This window comes from Mesorhizobium sp. WSM4308, from assembly GCF_002294905.1.
GTDB lineage: Bacteria > Pseudomonadota > Alphaproteobacteria > Rhizobiales > Rhizobiaceae > Mesorhizobium.
In genome coordinates this window covers 196,395-220,083 of the sequence record NZ_NSFW01000007.1, presented here as the reverse complement: position 1 = coordinate 220,083, position 23,689 = coordinate 196,395, and the positions used below count along the sequence as shown (strand labels likewise).

The window sequence follows — 23,689 nt, the reverse complement described above, 5'->3', positions numbered from 1 at the left end:
CGGCGCGTTTTCCCTGAAATTCCGGTCGCTAGAGAACCTTGGCGAGGAACTCGCGCGTGCGTTGGTGGGCGGGCGTGGTGAAGACGCTGGACGGCGTCCCGACCTCGAGGATCTTGCCGCCTTCCATGAAGACGATGGTGTCGGCGACCTCGCGGGCAAAGCCGATCTCGTGGGTGACGATCACCATTGTCGTACCGGAGGTCGCCAGCTCCTTGATGACATCGAGCACTTCGCCAACGAGCTCGGGATCGAGCGCCGAAGTCGGCTCGTCGAAGAGCAGCACCTTCGGCTTCAGCGCCAGCGCCCTGGCGATCGCGACGCGCTGCTGCTGGCCGCCGGACAGATGCCGCGGATAGGCGTCGGCCTTCTCCGGCAGGCCGATGCGGGTGAGCAGATCCTTTGCCAGCGCTATCGCCTCGGCGCGTGCAACACCCTGCACCGAGACCGGCGCTTCGATGATGTTTTCAATCACGGTCAGATGCGGGAACAGGTTGAAGTTCTGGAACACCATGCCGATTGCGGCGCGACGCTGGCGGATGGCCGCTTCCTTGAGTTCGTAGAGCGTATGCCCGTCGCGATGGTAGCCGACCAGCTCGTCGTCGATGGTCACGAACCCGGTGTCGGTGCGCTCAAGATGGTTGATGGTGCGCAGCAGCGTCGACTTGCCGGCGCCGGACGGGCCGATGATCGCCGTCACCGAGCCGGGCGCCAGGTCGAGATCGACGCCGTCGAGGACCGTCAGTGCGCCGAAGCTCTTGGAGACGTCGCGAATTGCGATGCGCCCGACACCTTGCCGCGCCAGTTTCTCGCCAGCGGTTACCAGTGGCTTGCGAACGGCGGTCGAAGGCGGTGGGACAAAGGGCGCCGGAGTGGCCACCCGTACCGAGCGGCGGCCGGACAAGAAGGCAAAGAGGCTGGGCAGGAGAGGGCCGGACGGCGTGCGCACGGCGCCGCGCGAAAACCGCCGCTCGATGCCGAGCTGGATGATCGACAGCACGCTCATGATGATCAGGTACCAGATGGTCGCCACCATCAGGAGTGGGATCACTTCCAGGTTGCGCTTGTAGATGACCTGGACGGTGTAGAAGAGCTCGGGCAGAGCGAGCACGTAGACCATCGAGGTCGATTTGGCCAAGCCGATGATCTCGTTGAAGCCACTGGGCAGGATGGCGCGCATGGCTTGCGGCAGCACGATGCCCAGTGCCTGCCGGCGCCGCGACAGACCGAGTGCGGCCGCCGCCTCGTGCTGGCCCTGGTCGACCGAGAGAATGCCGCCGCGGATGATCTCGGCCGAGAAGGCGGCCTGGTTGAGGCTCAACCCGACCACTGCCACCCAGAACGGACTGAACACCTCGACGGTGTTGTATTGCGCAAACAAAAGGCCGGTGAATGGTACGCCGACATTGATGGTCGGATAGAGATAGCCGAGATTGTTGAGGACGAGCAAAAGCACGATCAGCGGGATGGAGCGCAAGAGCCAGATATAGGCCCACGACACGCCCGACAGCAGCGGCGAGGCGGACACGCGGGCGAAAGCGAGCAATGTCCCGAGGAAAAAGCCAAGCCCGGAGGCGAGCACGGTCAAGAGCAGCGTTCGGCCAAGGCCGACCAGCACGGGTTCGGAGAGGAAGAAACGGGCAAAGACATCCCAGCCCCATCTCGGATTGGTCATGATCGACTGCAGCGTGAAGAAGATGACCACGACGGCGACGACGGTGCCGACCACGCGCCAGGGGTGCTTCGCCGGCACTACCCTGTACCCCTGACGGTCGGAGGTGAATGGTACATTTCTGGGGGAGGCTACCTCGCCTATGTCGGCCGTCATTGTCATGGTCACTCTCGCTCCAACGGGGTAGTATTTCGAGCAGGTAATTTATGTGTATAAGTAAACTTAGATGACCCTATTGATATCAAGATGAATTACACGACATTGCTTTTTATATTTTTAGAATTCAGGAGTTAAATCATCTATCTTATTCAGGGTTCGTGGGCGTGTGTACGTGCCTGATCGATGGATCAGCTTGCCTTGCGTTCGAGCGCGCTCGGCCCGAATTCCAGGGTCAGGGCGCTGATGTCCTTTTCGAAGGGTAGGGTGCCGTGGATTTCCGGGTCGACGGCGGTGTCGAACAGGGCGGTGTAGCCATCGTTGAGATATAGGCCGGCGGCCTCCGGCTGGCGGAAGCCCGTGGTCAGATAGAGCCTCGTATAGCCTTGGCGCGCCGCCTGCAGCTCCAGTTCGGCGAGCACCTTGCGCGCAAGGCCCTGGCGTCGCAGATCGATATGGGTCCAGACGCGCTTGAGCTCGGCGGTGCGCTCGTCATAGCGCTTGAAGGCGCCACCGGCGATCGCCGCGCCGTTGCGTGTCAACAGCAGGAAATTTCCATTGGGGGGTGCGAACAGCTCGGCGGGATAGCGGCGCATCTCTTCGCCCGGTTCGCCGAAATGGTCGCCGTAGCGCGTCGTGTATTCCCAGGTCAGCGCTTCGATAAGTGGGGCTGCGCGCGGATCGAGCGGTGTCGTGTAGAGAAAGCTGTCTGTCATGGCGTGGGCCCTGTTGCCGGCTCGCTTGTCCGCGGAGCCGCGTTCGCGGCGAGATAGTCCTGGACCAATGCCACCCAGTAGCGCGCGGCGTCAGGCAGGATGTCGTCGTTGAAGTCGTAGTCGGGGCTGTGCAGGTCGGCGCTGTCGCCATTGCCGACGAAGAGATAGCTGCCCGGCCGCGCCTCGAGCATGAAGGCGAAATCCTCGCTGGCGGTGATCAGCGAGAAGTTTGTTTCGATCCGCTCGGTGCCGAAATGCCGGAGCGCCACCTGGCGGGCAAACTCGGTCTCTTCCGGGTGGTTGACGAGCGCCGGATAGCCGCGCGGATAGGTGACCTCGGCGGTTGCGCCGTAGCTTTGCGCCTGTGCCTCTGCGAGCGCGATGATGCGCGTCCGGATCTGCTCGCGCACCGTCTTGCTGAAGGTCCGGATGGTGATTTTGAGCTCGACGCTGTCGGGGATGACGTTGGCGGCGATGCCGCCATTGATCGTGCCGACGGTGACCACCGCCGTCTCCAGCGGGTTGACATTGCGCGACACGATCGTCTGCAGCGCCATCACCAGCGAGGCGGCGGCCACAATGGGGTCGACGGCGTGGCTGGGCCTGGCGCCATGGCCGCCCTTGCCGACGATGCGAATGATGGCGAGATCGACGGAAGCCATGGCCGGGCCGCTGAGGAAGGCAAATTGGCCCGCCGGCACGCCTGGCCAATTGTGCAGGCCGAAGACGGCGTCGACTGGGAAGCGCTCGAACAGCCCGTCGGCGATCATCGCCTTGGCGCCGGCGCCGCCTTCTTCGGCGGGCTGGAAGATCAGGCGCAGCGTGCCCGAAAAATCCCGCGTCTCGGCAAGATGGCGCGCGGCGGCCAGCAGGATCGCCGTGTGCCCATCATGCCCGCAGGCATGCATCACGCCCGGATTGGTGCTGGCATAGGGCAGGCCGGTCGCCTCGACGATCGGCAAGGCGTCCATGTCGGCGCGGATGCCGATGCTCTTTTCACCAAGCCCGTTGCGCAGCGTGCCGACCACGCCGGTGCCGCCGATGTTCTCAGTGACCTCGTAGCCCCAGGACCGCAGGCGCGCCGCGACCAGCGCGCTGGTCTTCTTCTCCTTGTAGGCCAGCTCCGGCTCGCTGTGCAGCTTGCGGCGCAGCGCGACGAATTCGTGTGCGTGGTCGAGGATTGCCGCTTCGGTTGTGATCGAGAGCGGAGGTGCCTGAAAAGTCATCAGGCGGCTTCCTCGGTGGCTGGCGTCGCGGGAGCCTGGGCATAGCGGCTATCCTTGAAGGGCAGGCCAAGATGGTCTCGCAGCGTCGTGCCGATCTGGCTGCACGCGTGGCGGCCGCGCTTCTCCAGGATGGGCAGCACATGGGCTTCGAAATCGTCGAGACCGGACGGGATGACCTGGAAGCCCAACACGAAACCGTCGGCGGCTCCACCGTCCACCCAGCGGATCAGCCGGTCGGCGATTTTTTCGGGCGTGCCGATGAATTCGCTGCGCGACGTTGCCGCGTCTAGTGCGACCTCGCGCAGCGTGAGCTTCTTTTCCCTGGCGACGCGCTTGATGCGATCGGTTGTGGAGCGGAAATTGTTTTTGCCGATGTCGCCCAACTCGGGGAACGGATCGTCGACCGGATAGGCAGTGAAATCGTGGTGGTCGAAGAAACGGCCGAGATAGAGCAGCGCCTCATGAACACTGACGAGGTCGCGTATCTCGCGGTACTTGCGCTCGGCCTCCTCTTGCGTCGAGCCGACGATCGGAGCGATACCGGGGAAGATCTTGATGTGGTCGGCCGAGCGGCCGTGCGCGACCGCGCTTTCCTTGAGCCGGCGCGACAGCTCGCGGTTTTCCTCGAAGGCGGCGGCGTTGGCGAAGACGGCATCGGCATGCTGGCCGCCGAGCGAGATGCCGTCATCGGAGCCACCGGCCTGGAACAGCACAGGTTGCCCCTGCGCGGAGCGGCCGAGATTGAGCGGCCCTTCGGCCGAATGGAACCGACCCTTGAAATTCAGCCGGTGCATCCTGGAGAAATCGGCATAGCGGCCGACCTGCCGGTCGCGCACGAAAGCGTCGTCGTCCCAGGAATCCCACAGGCCCTTGACGATCTCGATATGCTCGGCGGCGATCTCGTAGCGCAACGCGTGTTCGGGATGCTTGTCGCGGCCGTAATTCTTCGCCGAACCTTCGAGCGGCGAGGTCACCGCATTCCAGCCGGCGCGGCCGCCGCTGACAGCGTCGATCGATCCGAACTGCCGCGCCACGGTGAACGGATCGCTGTAGGAGGTCGATAACGTGCCGACGAGGCCGATGCTCTTTGTCGCCACCGCCAGTGCCGACAAAAGCACGATCGGCTCGAAGCGGTTGAGGAAATGCGGGATAGACTGTTCGTTGATGTAGAGCCCGTCGGCGACGAAGGCGAAGGCAATGCCTGCCGCTTCCGCCTGCTGAGCGATGCGCACGTAGTAGTCGAAATTGGTGCTGGCATCAGAAGGCACGCTCGGATGCTTCCAGGCGTTCATGTGCCCGCCCGGGCCTTGCAGCATGATGCCGAAGGGAATTTGCTGATTGCTCATGACGGCAAGCTCCTTGATCTGTTTGCTCAGGCCGCGGCCGCCGGCCGCTCACGCACCAGCATCTCGGCGGTGGCAAGGCGCCATAGGCCGCCGACGGCCGGCTCGACGATGAATTCGCTGGTGCCGGAGCGCGCATGCAGGCGGTCGAGTTCGGAGCGGACCTGGTCCGGCGTTCCGGCGATCACGCTCTGCTGCTTGGGCGCGATGCGGTATTCGGCCGAGCCCAGTTGGCGCGCATAGTCCTTTGCTTGTTCCTCGCTGCCAACGGTGACGCTCTGGGCGCCGGGGACATGCACCTTGAACAGCTTGATCTTGTCGGCCTGCGCCTCGGCCTCGCCGGCATATTCGGAGACGATGACCGAGACAGCTATGATCGGCGCGCGGCCGGTCTGCGCCCGATAGGCCGCGACGGTGTCATCGAGCAGGGCATCGTCGCCATTGAGATGGCGGGCGAACACGAACTCCCATTGATGCGCAGCAGCGAGCAGCGCGCTCTCGACGCTGGCGCCGAGCAGGAAGCGCTGCGGGGCGACCGGCGGACGCGGCGTGGCGCTCAGCCCTTCGACCGGGCCAGCGCCGTCGAGATAGGCGCCAAGCTCGGCGATCTGCTCGCCGAAATCCCGGCTGTGCGACGGGTCACTTCTGCCTTGCAGGGCGCGTGTCGACAATGGCAGCCCACCGGGCGCCTTGCCGATGCCGAGATCGACGCGGCCCGGCGCCAGCGCCCCAAGCAGATGAAAATTCTCGGCGACCTTGTAGGGGCTGTAGTGCTGGAGCATGACGCCGCCGGAGCCGATGCGGATCCGGCTGGTGTGGGCGAGCAGGTAGGCGATCAGCACTTCCGGCGAGGAACTCGCGAGATCCGGCACATTGTGGTGCTCGGCCACCCAGAACCTGCGGTAGCCGAGCCGTTCGGCAAGCTGTGCCAGCGCCACGGTTCGTTTCAGCGCATCCGTCGCGCTTTCTCCATGGGCGAGCGGGCTCTTGTCGAGGAGGCTGAGCGCATAGGCCATGGGATCTCCACCTTCGGCGGCCCGTGTGGGCCATGAACGTCTTGGGTGCAGATCGTAATGCATATAGTCTATAGATTTTATAGACTATATGCCGAGTTTCAGCCGTTGAGGGAAAAACCCTTTCTCATCGGGCGCCGGCTTTGGAATGTCCGGCCTGTGAGCGGGTTTCGCATCATGGTTCCGGTTCATGGGTGGGGCGGCGGGATGAGGTCGCGTCCGACCAGTGCATCGATGATCCGCTCGGCGCCGGAAACGAACTGACGGCCGTTGGCCTCGCCGGATGCGTGAGGCGAGGTTTCACCGGTCGGCAGCACCAGCACGGGAAGCGCCTGATTGGCTTCGCCGATAAGCTCCACCACGTCGGCGCGCGGCCGGGGGAAGGCGATCCGTCTGATGTCGATCGCATCGCCAAGCCTGGGAAACGAGGTCAACACGCCTTCCACCCAGGGCGGAGTGGCGGCAGAAGAATCGCTGCCCCGGAAATTTGGCGTCTTCGAAATCCGGGGAGAGCAGGAACAGGGCGGGTTTTTCTGAATTGGCGGATGGCAACGGCATTTCCACTTCGAGGAGGTTTCGGACGCCGAAGCTTACTTGCATCGGCGGGACCCAGCCGAAGGCAGGCATTTCAAAGCGCGTGCCTTGTGAAGCAATAATTGTCTCTTGAACGGCTTTTGCTCCGAACCCAGTTGCTGCCGAGGTCGATGCGGTCGACCAGTGGATGTTCCCGGATGTGGGTGGTTCGTGCGGCTATTGACCTCGGTCTCTGGAAGCTGATTTCGCAGACCAGGCAAGAATCCGATCAACGGGGAAGTATTCGTCGATATCGATCTCGTCTTGGAGGCTTTGCTGCAGCGGGGCAGTTGAGACTATTCCGAGCTTCGAGCGATCGACCAAGGCTTCAGGGTCCGTCCCGCACCGGGAGTTGCAATTCGTCAGGAGAGGTGCGCCAGCCAGGTGCGGACGCCCGCCACCGTCCTGAAGTCGTCTAGGCTCCGGGCGGGTATGTGGGGGTAGGCGCTCCGAGCCATTTCGCTGAGCGCCCGGCCCGGCCCGAGTTCAAGAAATGTGCTTGCTCCGGCTTCCACGCAAGCCTGCAGGCACGCTGCCCATTGGACGGTGTGGGAAATCTGCAGAGCCAACTTGTCCATGCCGACCGCGACGTCAACGACAGAAGAGCCATCGATCCCGCTGAGCAGACGCACACCGATTTCGGGCGCAGAGCTGACAGGAGCGTGTTCCAACGCCTTGCGGAATCCGGCCGAGGCGACCGCCAAGCGCGGCGTGTGAGAGGCTATATTCACCGCAACGCGAACAACGCGCGCAGCGCCCATCGCGTTTGCTTCACCTGCCAGGGAATCCAACGCGTTGCCGGCACCGCCGAGGACATAGGCGTCGCCTGGATTGACGATGGCAACCGCCATGTCGTGTTGCCTGCACAAGCGATCAACAGCACTGCGAGACAAGCCGCGAACAAACAGCAAGCCATCCCCAGGCATGCTGGCCGCATCCATTAGGTCCGCGCGTTGCGCCGCAAGGTCGAGGGTGACCAGAGCATCCAGCAAGCCCGCGACACCCCAGGCGGCCACTTCGCCAACGCTGTAGCCTGCGATGACGAGCCTGCGGGGCCACACATCGCGCAGGATCGACGCTGCGGCCAGTGACTGAAGAGTGCACAGCACCTGCCCGACGCGGTTGCGGTGCAGGCCGTCGTCTGTATCGGTCTGGACCATCGTGCGCGGGTCATTTCCGCCACACAGTGCCGCAGCGTGAGCGAAAAGGTTTGCTGCTCCCGGTGTATTCCCGGTCAAAGCGAACATTTCCCGATGCTGCGGACCCTGGCCGGAGCATAGAACAGCCAAGGTCATTCAGGGTGCCTCACCAGTTAGAGAACGAAGCAGCCGCGTGCGCGAAGAAGGAATTGCGCTCCAGTCATCTCGCATACGCGATGAAGCGGCCTTCGCCTCGCAAGCCTGGGCGAAGAGGCTCATGGCGAGAAGATCCGCCGACCCCCCCGGACTTAGTCGACGTGTGACGAAAGACTGATGTACGACATTGGCCCGCTGGCGCCAGTCGGGCGTCCCCACGCCGCCGTCATCAAGAAATCCGCGGGCAGCGTGCTGGGCATAAGAGAGGCCGGACAGGCCACCGCGGTGCAGCAGATTGGTGTCCTGCAAAATGGCAATCAGCGCAAAACAGGCTTGTACGCGCGCCGCTTCCGCATCGCCAGGCGCGAGCAGGGTGCCGCGCTGAAGCGCCGGCAAGCCGACCCTGTAGACACTCGGGAACCCTTGCGCCGCCTCCGATCGGGCGCCGCCGGCTCCATACCGCCTGAACGCCCCGCCGCCATGGCTGTCATGCAACGCTGGCCCGTCCAAAATGTCGCGGCCCCACAGCTGTGCGACGGCCACTCCCAGTGGCGTTGCGCAATCGATTCGCCCGCTCGCCGCAGCGCCGGCAGCGGCGCAGAGCAAACCCAATCCGAAGATGGCGCCTCGGTGCGTGTTTATGCCTGCCGTGGCGGCGAACATGGCAGCTTCGGCTTCTAGACCGATGATCTTGAGACGTGGCATGCCCCAGCCTAGGGAGCCCGCTTGTGCCAGAGCGTGGAAGTAGGGTTGGATTGCGGTGGCGCTGCGGCGGAACGTAGCGGCGTCCATGTCCGAATGGCTGCCGGCGTCGAGATGACTGACAAGGCCGGGCTTGGGCCAGGTTTCCAATTCGTCGAGCAGGCAGCGGGTAGCGATGGCGGCGATGGCTTCCGCATCATGGACGCCCCCCGGTCTGACAGCGGTCAGGCAGTTTTGACGCATGCTCGCAGACGCAATGATCGTCATTGCAAACGCCCACCGTTGATGAAGTGGTTCGCGTCCAGCAAGACGACCCCTCGGATGGTCTTGACCAGCACCTCGCGCGCGCCTGTGTGGAGTTCGCGCCAATTCACGGCCGCGCCATCCCCGCGCACCAATTCGCCGTCGAGGCGCATAGGTGCCGCAGCCTCGACAAGGGCGATGTCGGCAGTCAACTGCGCGAGATTGCATTGTCCAGAAAACGGCAGGAGCAGGTCGAGATCGGAGTCCGCAGTCAGATAATCCAATTCAGTGAGCATTTGCCAAGACAGACTGCCGAAAATCCGTGCCTCCATGCCTTGCCGGAAAGCCAGGCTCGCGACGTTCGTGAGTGTCTGCCGCCATGGTTCAGGTGCGGCGCCAAGGGCGGCGCCCAGCTCAAGCGGAGGTGCCGTTGAAACGATATCCTCGGGTTGCATGAGAACGGATACCCGGCGTTTGCCGGCAAATGGCGGCAAAGGCAAACCCAGCGCCACTCCCTCCTCTTCGGCGGGCATCGCGCGACGCGCGACAAGCGGCCAGCCGCGATCCACCCATCCAGGCAGCAGCGGTTCTTGCGCCAGATCATCACGCCGATGCATCAGGGAACGCCACGCCACCGGTGACACGAAAACAAGATCGTGGCGGCGCACCTTCAGATCAATGTGACCGGAGAGCGTGGTCATGCACGAGCTCCGCGATGTCGGCCGCCTTGGGGCGTCCGTTTCGCATTTTTCCGAGATGGTCACGTTGATCGCCGTTGTTGTTTTGCATGTGATCGAGCAAGGTCTGCAACTGGTCGGCCAGCGATGTCTTGTCGTCCCACGTCGCATGTACCGCGCCCGTCTGAGCCAGGTTTTCCAACCCTGGAGCGAAAACCGGCGTGGATTTGGCCTTTTCCTTGAGAACGTCGAGGGAGAGTTTGGTCACCTTCGACATGGAGGGCAGATCCATCACCTCGGGCTCCGCGCCGGGCAGCGCCACGAGGGTCCGGGTTGCCAGTGCGCTCGCGATGAATGCGCCGGCTGCGGTGTGACCGTAAAGCAGGCCGATGGTGTGGCGGCCCCGCATGTCAGCATAGATCAGGCATTTCGCGAGGTGGGCCAAGAATTCGTTCAACCCCAGAAGCTCGTCACGCTTGCTCATCCGTTGGCTGTCACTGTCCACCAGGACCAGAATGGGTCCTTCGCCGTCTTCCAGGATGGCATTGAGGACGTAGCGCGACAGCTGGATCGCCTCGTCCACGCCAATTGCCGTTCGATCGGTAATGCCGATCATTGCGACTTGGCCACCGCCCGCTAGCGACCCGGATCCCCACAGCAAACCGCCATCATGCGTGACGGAACAGCCCTGCGGAAACAGCGAGGCGAGAATCTCATTGATCGTCATGTTGCTGCTCCCGATCGCTGTTCATCAGGGCGATAAAGTCCTGGGCATCCATTGCAGGGACAGCTGCAGCCTGGGAAATCCCCATCGCCCTCCAGATATCCATGGCATCGCTGCAAGCGCCGAAGCGTTCCAGGCGCTCCTCCAGGCCAGCCTGCTCGGCCTCCAGCCTGCTCACATCGAAACCCGGCGCTGACGTGATCAGATGGAGTGCGACATTGCGGAAGCTCGCTATCGTGTCGTCGACAAAGGCACTGGCACTGCCAAGCAACCGCCGGTGCTTGCCGCCCATCGTGCGCCACACCAGCGCACGATCCCTGGAGTCGAACTCCTCCACCCCACGGTTGGTCTCGATCACCTCGGGTCCAGAGACGCTGATGCGGCCTTGCTCTGATATGGCTAGCGCCGAACAACAGCCGGCAATCAATCCACCACCACCATAGCAACCTGCCCGCCCGCCAATCAGACCAACAACCTTCACACCCGCGGCCCGCGCCTCAATCAGCGCGCGCATGATTTCGGCAATGGCCAGTTCGCCGGCATTGGCCTCCTGCAGGCGCACACCGCCTGTGTCGAAGAGAATGAGAACAGGGATCGACTTCATGTCGCGCGCAGCACGCAGAAGCCCGGTGAACTTGGCTCCGTGAACCTCGCCGAACGCTCCGCCCATGAATCGACCTTCCTGCGCGGCAAGGAACACGGATGCACCTGCAATCTTGCCCCGCCCCACGATGATGCCGTCATCGAACTGCTCGGGAAGATCGAATACCCGCAGGTGCGGGCTGGTCTCGCGCTGTTCCGGTCCGATGAACTCCTCAAAGCTGCCGGCATCGACCAGCAATCGAATCCGCTCTCGCGCGGAAGCTTCATACCAGCTCGTCGTCTCACGGATTGCGACTTGGGATACCTGCCGTACCGGTAGATTTGGAGTGTTCATCGATCATCTTCCTCGATCAGCCGGACGGCTTGGGCAAGTCGCAGGGCGACGGTATCGGGGCGCGCACCCCCATCGTTGATGGAGAGCTTCAGGCCACCAGGGGAGCGTCGTTCGACAAAATCGGCAACAACCGCCATCCACACCGCTCCGAACCCTTCGGCCGCGGTGTTGACCTCCACCTGGCATTCCGTATCTGGCAACACCCGCTCCACCAGGACCTCCAGATTGCCGGAGGCAACCACGCCAAGCAGGGCAACCGACTTCGAACCGCCAGCCCGCTGCTGCGTGGTAAGACGATAGCTCAAGGTTTCCATCGCGGCTTCCTTTCACCAGTTGCGGAATTGGGAGGGTGGCGCGTAGAGGCCACCGGACCATCGAACCAGATCCTTGATCGACCGCGCTGCCAGCAGGTTCCTGTCCGCATCCAGCGGATCGATGTCGAGATCTTCCGGTCGACGGATAACGCCTCGCTCTCGCAGGCGCTGGACCATCTTCGCATCCCGGCCGCGGCCCACCTCGGTATAGCCCGCTACCCCACGGATCGCCTGCTCACGCTCGTCCTTGTCGCGGCACAGCAGAAGATTGGCGATTCCCTCCTCGGTGACGATGTGGCTCACGTCGTCGCCGTAGACCATCACCGGGGCGAGTTCGAGATCCAGTTTCTCGGCCAGTGTCAGCGCCTCCAGCCGTTCGACGAAGAGCGGTACGTTCTTGTCACCGAAGGTCTCGCCGATCTGAACAACGAGCTTGCGACCGCGTCGCAAATGGGCCGGCGTGTTGGGATCCGCCTCGGCGCCGGCCTTTAGCCAGGGCTCGCTCGGATGTCGGCGCCCGCGCGGATCAGATCCCATGTTTGGCGCGCCCCCGAAACCGGCAATGCGGCTTGCCGTCACCGTGGAGCTGTGTCCTTCAAGGTCGATCTGCAGGGTCGAGCCAATGAACATGTCGCACGCATAAAGCCCCGCCGTCTGGCAGTAGGCGCGGTTCGAGCGAAGCGAGCCGTCGGAGCCGGTAAAGAAAATGTCGGAGCGCGCGCTGATGTACTCCTCCATTCCCACCTCCGACCCGAAACAGTGCACCTGTTCGACCCAGCCGGTTTCGATCGCCGGGATCAGGGTCGGATGAGGGTTGAGCGCCCAATGGGTGCAAATTTTGCTCTTGAGGCCGAGCTTCTCGCCGTAAGTGGGTAGCAGGAGCTCGATTGCGGCGGTGTTGAAACCGATACCGTGATTGAGCCGGCGGACGCCATAAGGGGCATAGAGGCCCTTGATCGCGAGCATCGCCGTGAGGATCTGAGTCTCGGTGATGGCCGCCGGATCGCGGGTGAAAAGTGGTTCGACGTAAAAAGGCTTGCCCACCGGAACGACGAAATGGACCTGGTCGCCTGGAATATCGACACGCGGCACCTTGTCGACAATCTCCTTCACCTGCGCGACGACCAGGCCTCCCTTGAAACTTGTCGCCTCCACGACCGTCGGCGTGTCTTCGGTGTTGGGGCCGGTATAAAGATTGCCCTGGGCATCTGCGCTCACGGCTGCGATCAGCGCGACGTTGGGGGTGAGGTCGATGAAATAGCGGGCAAAGAGCTCCAGATAGGTGTGGACCGCCCCAAGCTCGATCTTTCCGCCAAAAAGCATTCGCGCGATCCGCGCCGACTGGGGCCCCGAGTAAGCGTAGTCCAATCGCTTCGCCACGCCGCGCTCGAACACATCCAGGTGCTCGGGAAGGACCACGCCCGATTGCACCATGTGGAGATCGTAGATCTTCGTGGGATCAGCATGAGCAAGAGCCCCAGCGAGAATGTCGGCCTGCTTCTGATTGTCACCCTCCAGACAGACCCGGTCGCCCGGACGAAGGATTGCTTCCAGGAAATCGGACAGATCCGTGGCCGCAACTGCCTTGCCGCGCGCGTGGCGTGATCCAGCCTCAATGCGGGCTTGCCGGGCTTCTTTCTGCCCTTCCCAGTTTTTCATCTTGATCTCTCCGCGGGATGACAGGTCTCGATTGTATGCGGTATTGACGTAATATCGCAGTTGTGCATACATGGCAAGCAATTCCGTGGCTATAGAAATACAACTGGGAGGATTTTTGGTATGATGTATTTTTGTTTGTGCAGGAAAACGTGTCCCTGCCATTGCCGATATGGGAGGCAGAAATGACGATTTCCGGCGTTGCGCTCCTTGCGATCTGCACCTTGCTCGGCGGGTATCTGGGCGACCTCCTCGGAGCCGTGCTCGGTGTCAAAGCCAATGTTGGCGGCGTTGGCATTGCCATGCTCTTATTGATTGCCGCGCGTCTTTGGCTGGTTCGCCATGGGTACTTCAGCCATGGGCTTAGGCTCGGCGTCGAGTTTTGGGGTTCGATTTACATTCCGATCGTCGTCGCAATGGCCGCCCAGCAGAATGTTGTCGCCGCGGTTAAAGGCGGGCCCCTCGTGCTGCTCGCCGGTGGCGGAGCTGTCGCGATCTGCTTTGCTGCAGTTGCACTCATCAGCCGGCTTGGTGGAACGGCCGAAACGATGGACGAAATCGAAGCGCGCGAAGCGATCGCGCAGGAAGCCGCGCGCGTTGCCGCCGGCGATGTCCGTTAGGTTGGGAGGTCACCATGGACAAGCTCTCGCATATCTTCATCGCCAACGGCCTGCTCGTCGCCTTTGCTGCGGTGGGCCTCATCATGTGGGCCTCGCACGCGGCCTCAAAGCACCTCACATTTGGGCGCATCCACGGCTCGGCAATTGCGATCGTCATCGGCCTTCTGCTAGCCTTTGCTGGCGGGCTCGTCACCGGCGGCGAAAAGGGGCTGGCCGACCTGCCAATGCTGGCGGGCATCGGATTGATGGGAGGCGCCATGCTGCGTGATTTTGCAATTGTTGCGACCGCCTTCGAAGTTGACGTGGTCCAGGCGCGCAAGGCGGGCCTGATCGGTGCCATAGCACTGGGATTGGGGACAATCCTGCCGTTCGCCCTCGGCGTGGTCCTGGCCGCCGCGTTTGGTTACAAGGACGCCGTTTCACTGACAACGATCGGGGCAGGGGCGGTCACCTATATCGTGGGCCCGGTCACGGGCGCAGCACTCGGCGCCAACTCGACGGTCATAGCCCTTTCGATCGCGACCGGTGTGTTAAAGGCAGTCTTGGTGATGATCGGCACGCCCTTGGTCGCCAGGATGATCGGCCTTGACAATCCCCGCTCTGCGATGGTGTTTGGCGGGCTGATGGGCACCGTCAGCGGCGTTTCAGGTGGGCTTGCCGCAACCGACCGTCGCTTGGTGCCGTACGGGGCACTGACGGCCACCTTCCATACGGGCTTGGGTTGTTTGGTCGCCCCTTCCATCCTCTATCTGATCGTCCGAGCAATTGCGGGAGGCTGAGACATATCAATGTTGCCGGCAACTGAAGAAAAAGGGAGTGAAGAACGGTCGCTGCTGTCCGATCGTATCCGCAATGCGCTAACCGATGAAATCGCAGCCGGTGTGCTGGCAGCCGGTACAGCGCTCGACGAACAGCAACTTGCTGAACGCTTCGGAGCCTCGCGGACCCCGGTGCGCGAGGCTCTGCGTCAACTCGCCGTGAGTGGGCTTGTGGAGATGCGCCCTCGCCGCGGAGCCGTCGTCACACGAGTAACGGCTGAGCGTATCATGGATATGTTCGAAACGTCGGCCGAGATCGAGGCGATGTGCGTGCGTCTCGCGACCTATCGCATGACGCCGCTGGAGCGCAGTCACCTTCTCAGACTGCATGATGCTTCAAAAGCCATGGTCGAGGCCGGAGACTATGACGCCTATGACGCTTTCAATCTTGAGTTCCACGAAAGCATCTACCGCGCCACACATAACGGCTTCCTGGTCGAACAAGCGATCGCTGTTCGCACCAGGTTGACCGCTTTCCGCAGGACGCAGCTGCGGCAAGACGATCGTATCGTCCGTTCCCGCCACGAGCATGACGGGATAATAGAGGCCATATCGCGTGGTGATGGCGAGGAGGCTGCACGTCGCATGCGAGCGCATATGCTGAACGCGGCCAGCGCGCTTGACCGATACATCGCGGCACACATGGAGGGTTGACCGACCTACGCGGGAAGAGGTTCGAACTCGGATGCCAACGTCGCGGGACGGGGCCGCTCCCCACGTGGACCCGGAACAGAGGCACACGTGCCCCCGCGAGCCTGTGCGCCAACTGCTCTCGGTTAGCGCCAGACAACCAGACAATGAGCGTCTTGTTTATGGCTGGAGCGGCCGGATTGTCTCACGACGGGCAAGACGGCCGGAGATGCGGATGAGAAACCCGTCCCGACAAGCGGTGCCCCCGTGGGAGGGCTGCCACTTGTGAATGCGGGCTGGCCCTCTGTCCGTGTCCGACAGCTTACTCCCGTGCGGGGAGGGCTGGCGCCAACAACACCTTTCGGGAGAAATTCTCATGAGCGACATCGATCTTGGGCGGACCGGCTGCAAGTCGCGGTGACGCGCGAAGTGTTGCGACGGCTGCGCGGGCGCTCAACAGTTCCGTCAATCGCCGAGCTGGGCGCCAGAATGAAGCCGCGCTCAGCGAGCGAAGGCCGTAATATTGCTTCCGGCGGACCTGACCCGGCAAGGCCATTGCTCAGGCCTCGGAGATCAGCGCGAGTTTTTGCAGGTGAGCGTCAATCGCTTCGGCGACGTTGCGGGCGATGGGAAGTGTCTTCTTCGCCTCGGGCCATTCGTCGCGGAATCGGGTGACCGTCTCCAGCGCGGTATCGACAACCAGTTTCTGGGGCAGGTGCGCCTTCGCCGCGAGGTAGCGGAGTTCGTCGAGGGAGAACTCGCGCATCCGCTTGGTGCGGGCATATTTGATGGCTGCGAACTCGTCGGAGATGTAGGCGATGGTCGACACGAAATCATAGGCGGGAGCGAGTGCCGCCGTGCGCCGATCGGGATAGATCACCGACCAGTTCTTGAGATGCATGTCGGCATTGCCGATCAGCGTGTTGAAGACGAGCCGGCGGATGAACTCGGAGACACCATCGTCTCCGGCTTCAATGCCAAGCACGGTCGCAATGTTGCGTGCGCTTGCGCGCTTGTATTTGTCATCGGGCCATACGCCGAACACCTGGGCGAAATCCTCGATATGCACCGGACCGTGGCCGGAGCGGTCGAAACGCCGGATGGCCAGTGCCTGGCCCTTCATGCGACGCATCCCCTCGGGAAGGCCGTCGATCGCATCGATGTCGAGGAGTCGCACCTCTGGCACGTCCATGCCGAGCCTGGCCGCGAGGCTCATCATCGAGAATTCGTTTTCGGGGACGCCGTCGTAAAGCTGTGAGGGAAGTTTGACGATCCACGAACCGCCGACGCCGTCAGCCGGGATCGTAAGCCCGCCGCCCTTTCCAACGTTCTTCACCGCCGAGAACTTCAACTGCACGCCCGCAAGCGAAAATCGCAGGGCATTGGTCCGACGCGCGCGGCGTGATTCCGCGTCGCCCTCCTCACTCAGGTCTGGCCAAGCTTCGGCGTCCGCCGGCAAGATGGTCAGCGCACCTGGAAGGTCGCGGCCGAGGACCCAGAGCAGGAAGAATTCGCGCTTCTCGCTCACGCCAGCCCGTTCGGCAAGGTAGGTCCGCAGCGGCCCTTCCGGCAGGAGGTTCGCAAAGAACGGAGGAACCCTGACATTGACGGGTCGGAATTCGGTCAGGAGTTGCCCGAACTGGTCCTTAAACGACAGGCTAAGCGTCGACCGCTCGGGTTTGTCGACGTAGGCCTTGTCGAAGGCAAACAGCGTACGATCGCCCGGAATAAGCGTGAGCGTTGCGATCTTCTCGCCATAGAGGCGAACATCGAGCATGGAAACGTCAGGCATCTTCGTTCTCATCGTCGAGTCCGTATGCTTGGCGGGGCACATCGGGGAGCGCGTGGGCGATCCTGTTGCGCAGTGATTTGAGTTGCCGCGAGGCGAGATCGATGGCTGAGATTGCCCTGGGGCCGACCGGTAGTTTCATCAGCCTTTCGGCGATTGCGCGTATCGCCTCGAGATCGGTTTTGCTTAGCCTAAAGTTCGCAAGCTCGCGCAGTGTCTGATCGAGCCCCCCGAATTCGGCAGCGTCGGGATGGTCGCGGTTCAGCCTTGCAAGGGCAGCCTGCGCGCGATGGAAAACCACGGAGCGCTGGCGGTCTTCGCCGTCGAGTGTTGCGTAAGCGTTGCTGACGATGGCTTCGACCACTGCCAAAGCCTTGCGCGGAACGACGACCAGTTCGTAGTCGAGCGCTCGTGCGAGCTCAACCAGACTCGATAGCCTGAGGTCGGTGCCCCCACTTTCGATCTTCGAGATATGGCTTTGCGGAACGCCAATGCGAGCGCTGAGGTCGCGTTGGCTCAGCCCACTCTGCTCGCGGGCGTTGCGCAGCGTTTGAAGGATTTCGTCCGTCGAATAGAGCATTTTGATATGCCTCTATATATCATTGTCCAAATATGATATGCATAACTATATCACTGACAGCCGATATCTGCAAATGCGATATGTAAAGACATATCAGTACCCCACCATGATATGCTATTATAGATCGAGTTCGTCCAGCAAAGTTAGCAGGCGAGAATTGGACAGCCCAAGGGTGCATGGAGGGGCAGTGCTGCTCGCCGCAGGCGGGCAATTCTCCGCTGGCAAAGGGACCGCAAAGGCGTCATCATGCAACAAAAATTGCGAGGATGCGAATTTTGGAAGAGAAAATCAGAGCTCCCAGGGACTACGAGGAACTCATTCGCGTGATCCACGACCGGTACGACGAAATGAGCAAGTCATACCAGAAGATAGCGGTCTATCTTACGCAAAACCCCAATGATGTTGCGGTCCGATCCGTAAACTCGATCGGTGAGACCTCAGGCGTACACGCCTCAAGTTTTGTGCGTTTCGCCCAAGCGCTTGGCTATGAGGGGTTCAAGGATCTTCAAACCCTGTTCCAGAAGCGCTTATCGACCGCTGCCCCCGGCTTCGAAGCACGCATCAAGGCGCTCGAGACGGAACTGGGGGGACGCAAGGATTGCAGCGAAGCCGGATTTTTGCATGACCTTGTCGTGCGGGACATCGCCTCTCTAAGAGAGATGCTCACGGATATTCCGGCCGAGAAATTGGCCGAAGCGGTGAAGCTGCTCGAGAAAGCCGACGTCATCTATCTGCTGGGGCAGTTGCGCTCTGCGCCAGTCGTTGAACTTCTTCGCTATATATTGACCATGCTGGGGAAGCGCTGCGTTCTGCTCGATCCCGGCGGCGGGCTTGCGACGCATATGGCGCGTGCAATACGAAAAAGCGATGTCCTGTTCGCCGTGTCGTTCCGCTTCTATGCAAATGAGGTGGTGAACATAGTGGAAGACGCGGCGAGGCGCGGCATACCCATCGTGGCGATCTCTGACAGCACTTTGTCGCCGCTGGCCAAAAGTGCAAGTGTTCTCTTCGCCGTGCCTGAGCACGAATACACCTTCTCCAGGTCCCTGGCGGCTCCAATGTGCCTTGCTCAGGCTCTCACCGTGGCATTGGCCGCCAGACTTCAGAACAATACAGTCAGTCCCCGTATCCCAACGGTTACCGCGGAGTAGGGCGGTGGGACGCAGTGCTGCCTGTCGTCGACGGATGATGCGAGTCGTTTGATCCCTCTCGGCCATCATCAGTGTATGTTGCTACCGATCATTGGCAGGACCTCATTTTTCTCCTCTAAGCCGAAAAATCGAAACCTAATTCCTTATCTCTATAGATTTTGTCGAATATCGTCTGCCCCGGTTTGAAAGTGGCCTAGTGCGCAGGCAGGGCTTGGGAGATTGACGAGTTGGCACCGCTATCGGTTCTCGGAATATCCGGCGGCGTCAGCACGCCATCACGCACCACGGCGGTGGTGAATGCGCTGATTAAGGCGATCGCATCGCGTATGCCCTCAGACAGCGGGCTGATCGAAATTACCGAGGCGGCACCTTCGCTTTTCGCCGGGCTTTCCCGCAGCGCGCTTGGCGCGTCGGGCGAAGCGATCGTCCAGCGCGTCGAGAAGGCCGACCTGCTCGTGGTCGGGACGCCCGTCTACAGGGCTTCTTATACCGGCGCCCTCAAACATCTGTTCGACCTCGTCGATTATCGTGCGCTGGCCGGCAAGACCGTGCTTCTCGCGGCGACCGGCGGAAGTCCATACCATGGCCTGGTGCTCGAGCATCAGCTCAGGCCGCTGTTCAGCTTCTTTGGCGCCGTCACCGTACCGACAGGCATCTATGGCGCGCCCGACGATTTTGTCCGCGCCGAAATCGTCGGCGAGGCGATACGCGAACGCATTTCAAGGGCCGCTACCGAAGCGGTCTCCTTGCTCAACTCCAGTCATGCAAAAACTGCCGTCGCCGCGCGCGCCGGCTGAGCCAATCAAAAGGGGAAGCCACGACATGAGCTCGCATTCCGACAGTCTCAAATTCGCATACTGGGTTCCGAACGTCTCCGGCGGACTGGTCATCTCCAACATCGAGCAGCGGACCGGTTGGGACATCGACTACAACCGCAAACTTGCCCAGATCGCCGAGGCCAACGGCTTCGACTATGCGCTGAGCCAGATTCGCTTCACGGCCGGCTACGGCGCCGACAACCAGCATGAATCCGTGTCGTTCAGCCACGCTCTGCTGGCCGCCACCACGACGCTGAAGGTCATCGCCGCGATCCTGCCTGGCCCGTGGAACCCGGCGCTGGCGGCCAAGCAGATCGCCACCATCAACCACCTGACCAATGGCCGCGTCGCCGTCAATGTCGTCAGCGGCTGGTTCCGCGGCGAGTTCGCCGCCATCGGCGAACTCTGGCTCGACCATGACGAGCGTTATCGCCGCTCGGAGGAATTCATCCGGGCGCTGCGCGGCATCTGGACCGAGGACAATTTCACGCTGAAGGGCGACTTCTATCGCTTCACCAACTACTCGATGAAGCCGAAGCCGATCGATCCCCAGCCTGAGATCTTCCAGGGTGGCTCGTCACGCGCCGCGCGCAACATGGCATCACGCGTGTCCGACTGGTATTTCACCAACGGCAACACGCCGGAAGAGATCAGGAAGCAGGTCGACGACATCCAGGCCAAGGCGGAGGCCAATGGCCACAAGGTCAAGATCGGCGTCAACGCCTTTGCCATCGCTCGCGAAACCGAGGCGGAAGCGCGCGCCGTGCTGGACGAGATCATCGCCAAGGCCAATCCCGAAGCGGTGCAGGGCTTTGCCGACCAGGTCAAGAACGCCGGCAAGGCCTCGCCCGAAGGCGAGGGCAACTGGGCGAAGTCGTCGCTTGAGGATCTTGTGCAATACAATGACGGCTTCCGCAGCAATCTCATCGGCACGCCAGAACAGATCGCCGAGCGCATCCTCAAGCTGAAGGATGCCGGCGCGAATCTGATCCTGCTTGGCTTCCTGCATTTCCAGGAAGAGGTCGAGTTCTTCGGCAAGCGCGTCATCCCGTTGGTGCGCGAACTGGAAGCGGCTCGCGACAGGGAGCTTGTCGCCGCGGAATAAGACAGGCGCGGCCTTCGGGCCGCTGCCAGTGCTCATTCAAATCAGGAACGTTTCATGTTTGCTGCTTCGCTGGGAGCCGCCGCATACGAGCGCGCGCCCGAAATTTCCGCCATCCTCGCGGTATCTAACCCCGTCGGGGACACGCGCCCGGCATGCCTCTCGTCACGGCCGGATGCGATCCTGGCGCTGAGCGGGATTGGCATTTCCTTTGGCGGCGTCACGGCGCTGAGCGATGTCGACCTCGAGGTCAAAAGCGGCGAAATCCGCGCCGTAATCGGTCCCAACGGCGCTGGCAAATCCTCGCTGATCAACATCATCAGCGGCCTCTATCACGCCAACCACGGCAAGATCGCGATAGCCGGCCAGTTATTCTCCAGAGTGCCTGCGAGCCGTCTGGCACGGCTGGGGGTCGCGCGCACCTTCCAGAACCTGGCGCTGTTTCCCGGACTTTCGGTGCGCGACAACATTGCGTCGGGCCGCGTCCACACCAGGCGCGCCAGCTTCGTCGAGCATATTGCGGGCCTGCCGCGCGCTCGGCGCGAAGATGCGGGGATCGCCGAAAAGGTCGACCAGACAATCGCCTTCCTGCACCTCGATGGTGTCGCCGACCGCCTCGTCGCCACCTTGCCCTACGGCCTGCAGAAGCGGGTCGAGCTGGCGCGCGCCCTGGTCGCCGAGCCGAAGCTGCTGCTGCTCGACGAGCCGATGGCCGGCATGACGGCGACGGAAAAAGCCGAAATGGCCGGGTTCGTGCGCGCCGCGCGCGACCGGCACGGCGTCACCATCATCCTGATAGAGCACGACATCGGCGTCGTCATGGGTCTCTCCGATCGCGTCGCCGTGCTCGACTACGGCCGCAAGATCGCCGACGGCACGCCGGCCGAGGTGCGCGCCGATCCGGCGGTGATCAGGGCCTATCTCGGCACCGCCGAAGGCGAAGATGGCGAGGGCATCTGATGAGCTACTATGATTTCCTCTTCACCATCGAGGTGCTGGTTGGCGGCTTGCTCTCTGGCGTCATGTACTCGCTCGTCGCCATCGGCTTCGTGCTGATCTACAAGACGTCGGGGGTGCTGAACTTCGCGCAAGGCTCGATGGTGCTGTTTGCAGCACTCACCTTCGTCAGCCTGGTCGAGCGCGGCGTGCCCTTCGCGCTTTCGCTGCTGATCACCTTCGCGGTTATGGTCGCGCTCGGCTTCACCATCGAGCGAACCGTATTGCGGCCGCTGGTCAATCGCTCGCCGATGACGCTGTTCATGGCGACGCTCGGCCTGTCCTACATCATCGAGGGTGCCGCGCAGCTTATCTGGGGCACGCAGGTGCATGGGCTCGATCTCGGTATCGACGACACGCCCTTTGAGGTCGGCGGCATCCTGATCTCGTCGTTCGATCTGCTGGCAGCCGGCATTGCCGCGGCGATGGTCGCCGGCTTGAGCGCATTCTTCTACTGGACCCGCATCGGGCTGGCGTTTCGCGCCGTCGCCGACGACCAGTTTGCCGCACTTGCCGTCGGGCTGCGGCTACCCCGCATCTGGGGCACCGTGTGGTCGGCCGCCGGTTTCGTGGCGTTGGTCGCGGGACTGCTGTGGGGTGCACGCCTCGGTGTCCAGTTCTCGCTGTCGCTGATCGTGTTGAAGGCGCTGCCGGTGCTGGTGCTTGGCGGCTTCGATTCCATTCTTGGCGCCATCGTCGGCGGCCTCATCATCGGCGCCAGCGAAAAACTCGCCGAGGTCTATCTCGGCCCCTTCGTCGGCGGCGGCATCGAAGGCTGGTTCGCCTATGCGCTGGCGCTGGTGGTGCTGCTGGTGCGCCCCTCCGGCCTGTTTGGCCAGAAAACCGTCGAAAGGGTCTGACCGATGGCCGTGCAAGCGCTCGATGCCGCAAGGTTTCCAATCGACTGGCTGAAAATTATCCGGAAATTCGCTTTGCCAGCCGTGCTGATCGTCGTCGCCTACGGCCTGATCCCGGCCTATGCCTCGAGCTATCTGGTCGAGGCGATCCTGCTGCCGTTCCTGGCGCTCAGCCTGGCGGCGGTTGGCCTCAATCTGCTCACCGGCTATTGCGGCCAGCTTTCGCTGGGTTCATCCGCCTTCATGGCGGTGGGCGCCTTCGCTGCCTACAATTTCAACCTGCGGGTCGAAGGACTGCCGCTGGCCGCGACCATGATCCTGGCCGGGATTTCGGCCGCCGGCATCGGCGTCGTGTTCGGATTGCCGAGCCTGCGCCTGCGCGGTTTCTATCTCGCGGTCTCGACGCTCGCCGCCCAGTTTTTCGTGCAATGGGCGTTGACCAATTTCGGCTGGTTTTCCAACGACAACCCGTCCGGGGTGATTTCCGCGCCACGCCTTTCCGTGGCCGGGATCTCGCTCGACGGCGCGACCGGCCGCTACCTGCTGTCGGTCACCACGGTCTTCGTGCTAACGGCGCTGGTGTGGCGGCTGGTCAACAGCGCCACCGGCCGCAACTTTATCGCCGTGCGTGACAACGAAACCGCCGCGCGAGTGATTGGCGTCCCGGTGCTGCGGACCAAGCTGCTGGCGTTCGCCATTTCGTCCTTCATCATCGGCGTCGCCGGCGTGCTGTGGGCCTTCACCTATCTGCGCACCGTCGAGCCGGCCTGTTTCAATCTCGACCGCTCGTTCCAGATCCTGTTCATCATCATCATCGGCGGGCTGGCATCGATCCGCGGCGCCTTTCTGGGGGCGGCGTTCATCGTCGTCTTTCCGCTCTTTCTGTCCCGGCTCGGCGCCTTCGTGTTCGGTGGCCTGTTCGATTCAGGCGTGCTCGACATGAGCCAGCGCATCGCGCTCGGCGCGCTCATCATCATCTTCCTCATCGCGGAACCGAACGGGCTGTCGGCCCTTTTCGACCGCCTGAAACGACGGATCGGCTCAAGGTCCAGCTGAGCGCCGCTCGACATTTCTCTCACGGACC

Annotated in this window: 24 protein-coding genes; 9 read left to right on the top strand and 15 right to left on the bottom strand. The window is 62.4% G+C overall.

All coding sequences use genetic code 11. From position 1 onward, the window contains the following. Positions 1-28: 28 nt before the first annotated feature. The 13 genes from CK227_RS37815 to mdcA all read right to left on the bottom strand — a co-directional run bounded on the left by CK227_RS37815 (position 29) and on the right by mdcA (position 13,247). Positions 29-1,831: an amino acid ABC transporter permease/ATP-binding protein gene (locus CK227_RS37815; RefSeq protein WP_095774097.1), complete on the bottom strand. Its 1,803-nt coding sequence runs from the start codon at positions 1,829-1,831 to the stop codon at positions 29-31. Between the two features lie 185 nt (positions 1,832-2,016). Then, a complete protein-coding gene (locus CK227_RS15270) occupies positions 2,017-2,541 on the bottom strand; it encodes a GNAT family N-acetyltransferase (protein ID WP_095774098.1) in 525 nt (174 codons plus the stop codon). Next, positions 2,538-3,767 (bottom strand): M20 aminoacylase family protein, encoded by a 1,230-nt coding sequence (locus CK227_RS15265; RefSeq protein ID WP_095774099.1) that lies wholly within the window; start codon positions 3,765-3,767, stop codon positions 2,538-2,540. Before CK227_RS15265 ends, CK227_RS15270 begins: the two co-directional genes overlap by 4 nt. After that, on the bottom strand, positions 3,767-5,113 hold the full coding sequence (locus CK227_RS15260) for an LLM class flavin-dependent oxidoreductase (protein ID WP_095774100.1): 1,347 nt from the start codon (positions 5,111-5,113) through the stop codon (positions 3,767-3,769). The genes CK227_RS15265 and CK227_RS15260 overlap by 1 nt, the downstream gene beginning before the upstream one ends. Positions 5,114-5,139: 26 nt before the next feature. Beyond that, a complete protein-coding gene (locus tag CK227_RS15255; RefSeq protein ID WP_095774101.1) occupies positions 5,140-6,126 on the bottom strand; it encodes an MsnO8 family LLM class oxidoreductase in 987 nt (328 codons plus the stop codon). A gap of 185 nt (positions 6,127-6,311) precedes the next feature. After that, positions 6,312-6,557, bottom strand: coding sequence for a DUF3088 family protein (locus tag CK227_RS15250; protein ID WP_348628970.1), 246 nt, complete (start codon positions 6,555-6,557; stop codon positions 6,312-6,314). Between the two features lie 501 nt (positions 6,558-7,058). Beyond that, positions 7,059-7,991: a malonate decarboxylase subunit epsilon gene (locus CK227_RS15245; protein ID WP_095774102.1), complete on the bottom strand. Its 933-nt coding sequence runs from the start codon at positions 7,989-7,991 to the stop codon at positions 7,059-7,061. Then, positions 7,992-8,936, bottom strand: a complete 945-nt coding sequence (gene mdcB / locus CK227_RS15240; RefSeq protein WP_095774261.1) for a triphosphoribosyl-dephospho-CoA synthase MdcB — start codon at positions 8,934-8,936, stop codon at positions 7,992-7,994. Positions 8,937-8,956: 20 nt separating this feature from the next. Then, on the bottom strand, positions 8,957-9,637 hold the full coding sequence (gene mdcG, locus CK227_RS15235) for a malonate decarboxylase holo-[acyl-carrier-protein] synthase (RefSeq protein WP_095774103.1): 681 nt from the start codon (positions 9,635-9,637) through the stop codon (positions 8,957-8,959). Further along, the gene (gene mdcE, locus CK227_RS15230) at positions 9,612-10,340 is read right to left on the bottom strand and encodes a biotin-independent malonate decarboxylase subunit gamma (RefSeq protein WP_095774104.1); all 729 of its coding nucleotides are present in this window, start codon (positions 10,338-10,340) and stop codon (positions 9,612-9,614) included. The genes mdcG and mdcE overlap by 26 nt, the downstream gene beginning before the upstream one ends. Further along, entirely contained in the window at positions 10,327-11,274 is a 948-nt protein-coding gene (locus CK227_RS15225) for a biotin-independent malonate decarboxylase subunit beta (protein WP_095774105.1), read from the bottom strand. The genes mdcE and CK227_RS15225 overlap by 14 nt, the downstream gene beginning before the upstream one ends. Then, complete coding sequence (mdcC, locus tag CK227_RS15220; RefSeq protein WP_095774106.1) at positions 11,271-11,588, bottom strand: malonate decarboxylase acyl carrier protein; 318 nt, start codon at positions 11,586-11,588, stop codon at positions 11,271-11,273. The genes CK227_RS15225 and mdcC overlap by 4 nt, the downstream gene beginning before the upstream one ends. A gap of 12 nt (positions 11,589-11,600) precedes the next feature. Continuing rightward, positions 11,601-13,247: a malonate decarboxylase subunit alpha gene (gene mdcA / locus CK227_RS15215; RefSeq protein WP_095774262.1), complete on the bottom strand. Its 1,647-nt coding sequence runs from the start codon at positions 13,245-13,247 to the stop codon at positions 11,601-11,603. A 182-nt stretch (positions 13,248-13,429) separates the two neighbouring features. Here mdcA and madL point away from each other — a divergent pair, with 182 nt between their 5' ends. The 3 genes from madL to CK227_RS15200 are packed head-to-tail and all read left to right on the top strand — an operon-like array spanning position 13,430 to position 15,336. Continuing rightward, a complete protein-coding gene (madL, locus tag CK227_RS15210) occupies positions 13,430-13,864 on the top strand; it encodes a malonate transporter subunit MadL (protein ID WP_095774107.1) in 435 nt (144 codons plus the stop codon). Positions 13,865-13,878: 14 nt separating this feature from the next. Then, complete coding sequence (gene madM, locus CK227_RS15205) at positions 13,879-14,643, top strand: malonate transporter subunit MadM (RefSeq protein ID WP_095774108.1); 765 nt, start codon at positions 13,879-13,881, stop codon at positions 14,641-14,643. A 9-nt stretch (positions 14,644-14,652) separates the two neighbouring features. Then, a complete protein-coding gene (locus CK227_RS15200; RefSeq protein WP_095774109.1) occupies positions 14,653-15,336 on the top strand; it encodes a GntR family transcriptional regulator in 684 nt (227 codons plus the stop codon). A gap of 535 nt (positions 15,337-15,871) precedes the next feature. On the opposite strand, the gene CK227_RS15195 is transcribed toward CK227_RS15200, so the two are convergent. Both CK227_RS15195 and CK227_RS15190 read right to left on the bottom strand, forming a co-directional pair. Next, complete coding sequence (locus tag CK227_RS15195; RefSeq protein WP_095774110.1) at positions 15,872-17,104, bottom strand: HipA domain-containing protein; 1,233 nt, start codon at positions 17,102-17,104, stop codon at positions 15,872-15,874. After that, positions 17,097-17,681, bottom strand: coding sequence for a helix-turn-helix transcriptional regulator (locus CK227_RS15190; protein WP_095774111.1), 585 nt, complete (start codon positions 17,679-17,681; stop codon positions 17,097-17,099). Before CK227_RS15190 ends, CK227_RS15195 begins: the two co-directional genes overlap by 8 nt. Positions 17,682-17,956: 275 nt before the next feature. Here CK227_RS15190 and CK227_RS15185 point away from each other — a divergent pair, with 275 nt between their 5' ends. From CK227_RS15185 to CK227_RS15160, 6 genes are all read left to right on the top strand, one after another. Continuing rightward, positions 17,957-18,832 (top strand): MurR/RpiR family transcriptional regulator, encoded by an 876-nt coding sequence (locus tag CK227_RS15185; RefSeq protein ID WP_245318185.1) that lies wholly within the window; start codon positions 17,957-17,959, stop codon positions 18,830-18,832. A 227-nt stretch (positions 18,833-19,059) separates the two neighbouring features. Continuing rightward, a complete protein-coding gene (gene msuE / locus CK227_RS15180) occupies positions 19,060-19,629 on the top strand; it encodes an FMN reductase (protein ID WP_095774113.1) in 570 nt (189 codons plus the stop codon). Between the two features lie 25 nt (positions 19,630-19,654). Next, a complete protein-coding gene (gene sfnG / locus CK227_RS15175) occupies positions 19,655-20,755 on the top strand; it encodes a dimethylsulfone monooxygenase SfnG (protein WP_095774263.1) in 1,101 nt (366 codons plus the stop codon). A gap of 54 nt (positions 20,756-20,809) precedes the next feature. Beyond that, complete coding sequence (locus CK227_RS15170; RefSeq protein WP_095774114.1) at positions 20,810-21,712, top strand: ABC transporter ATP-binding protein; 903 nt, start codon at positions 20,810-20,812, stop codon at positions 21,710-21,712. Next, positions 21,712-22,608, top strand: coding sequence for a branched-chain amino acid ABC transporter permease (locus tag CK227_RS15165; RefSeq protein WP_095774115.1), 897 nt, complete (start codon positions 21,712-21,714; stop codon positions 22,606-22,608). Before CK227_RS15170 ends, CK227_RS15165 begins: the two co-directional genes overlap by 1 nt. Positions 22,609-22,611: 3 nt before the next feature. Beyond that, positions 22,612-23,661: a branched-chain amino acid ABC transporter permease gene (locus tag CK227_RS15160; protein WP_095774116.1), complete on the top strand. Its 1,050-nt coding sequence runs from the start codon at positions 22,612-22,614 to the stop codon at positions 23,659-23,661. Positions 23,662-23,689 lie beyond the last annotated feature (28 nt).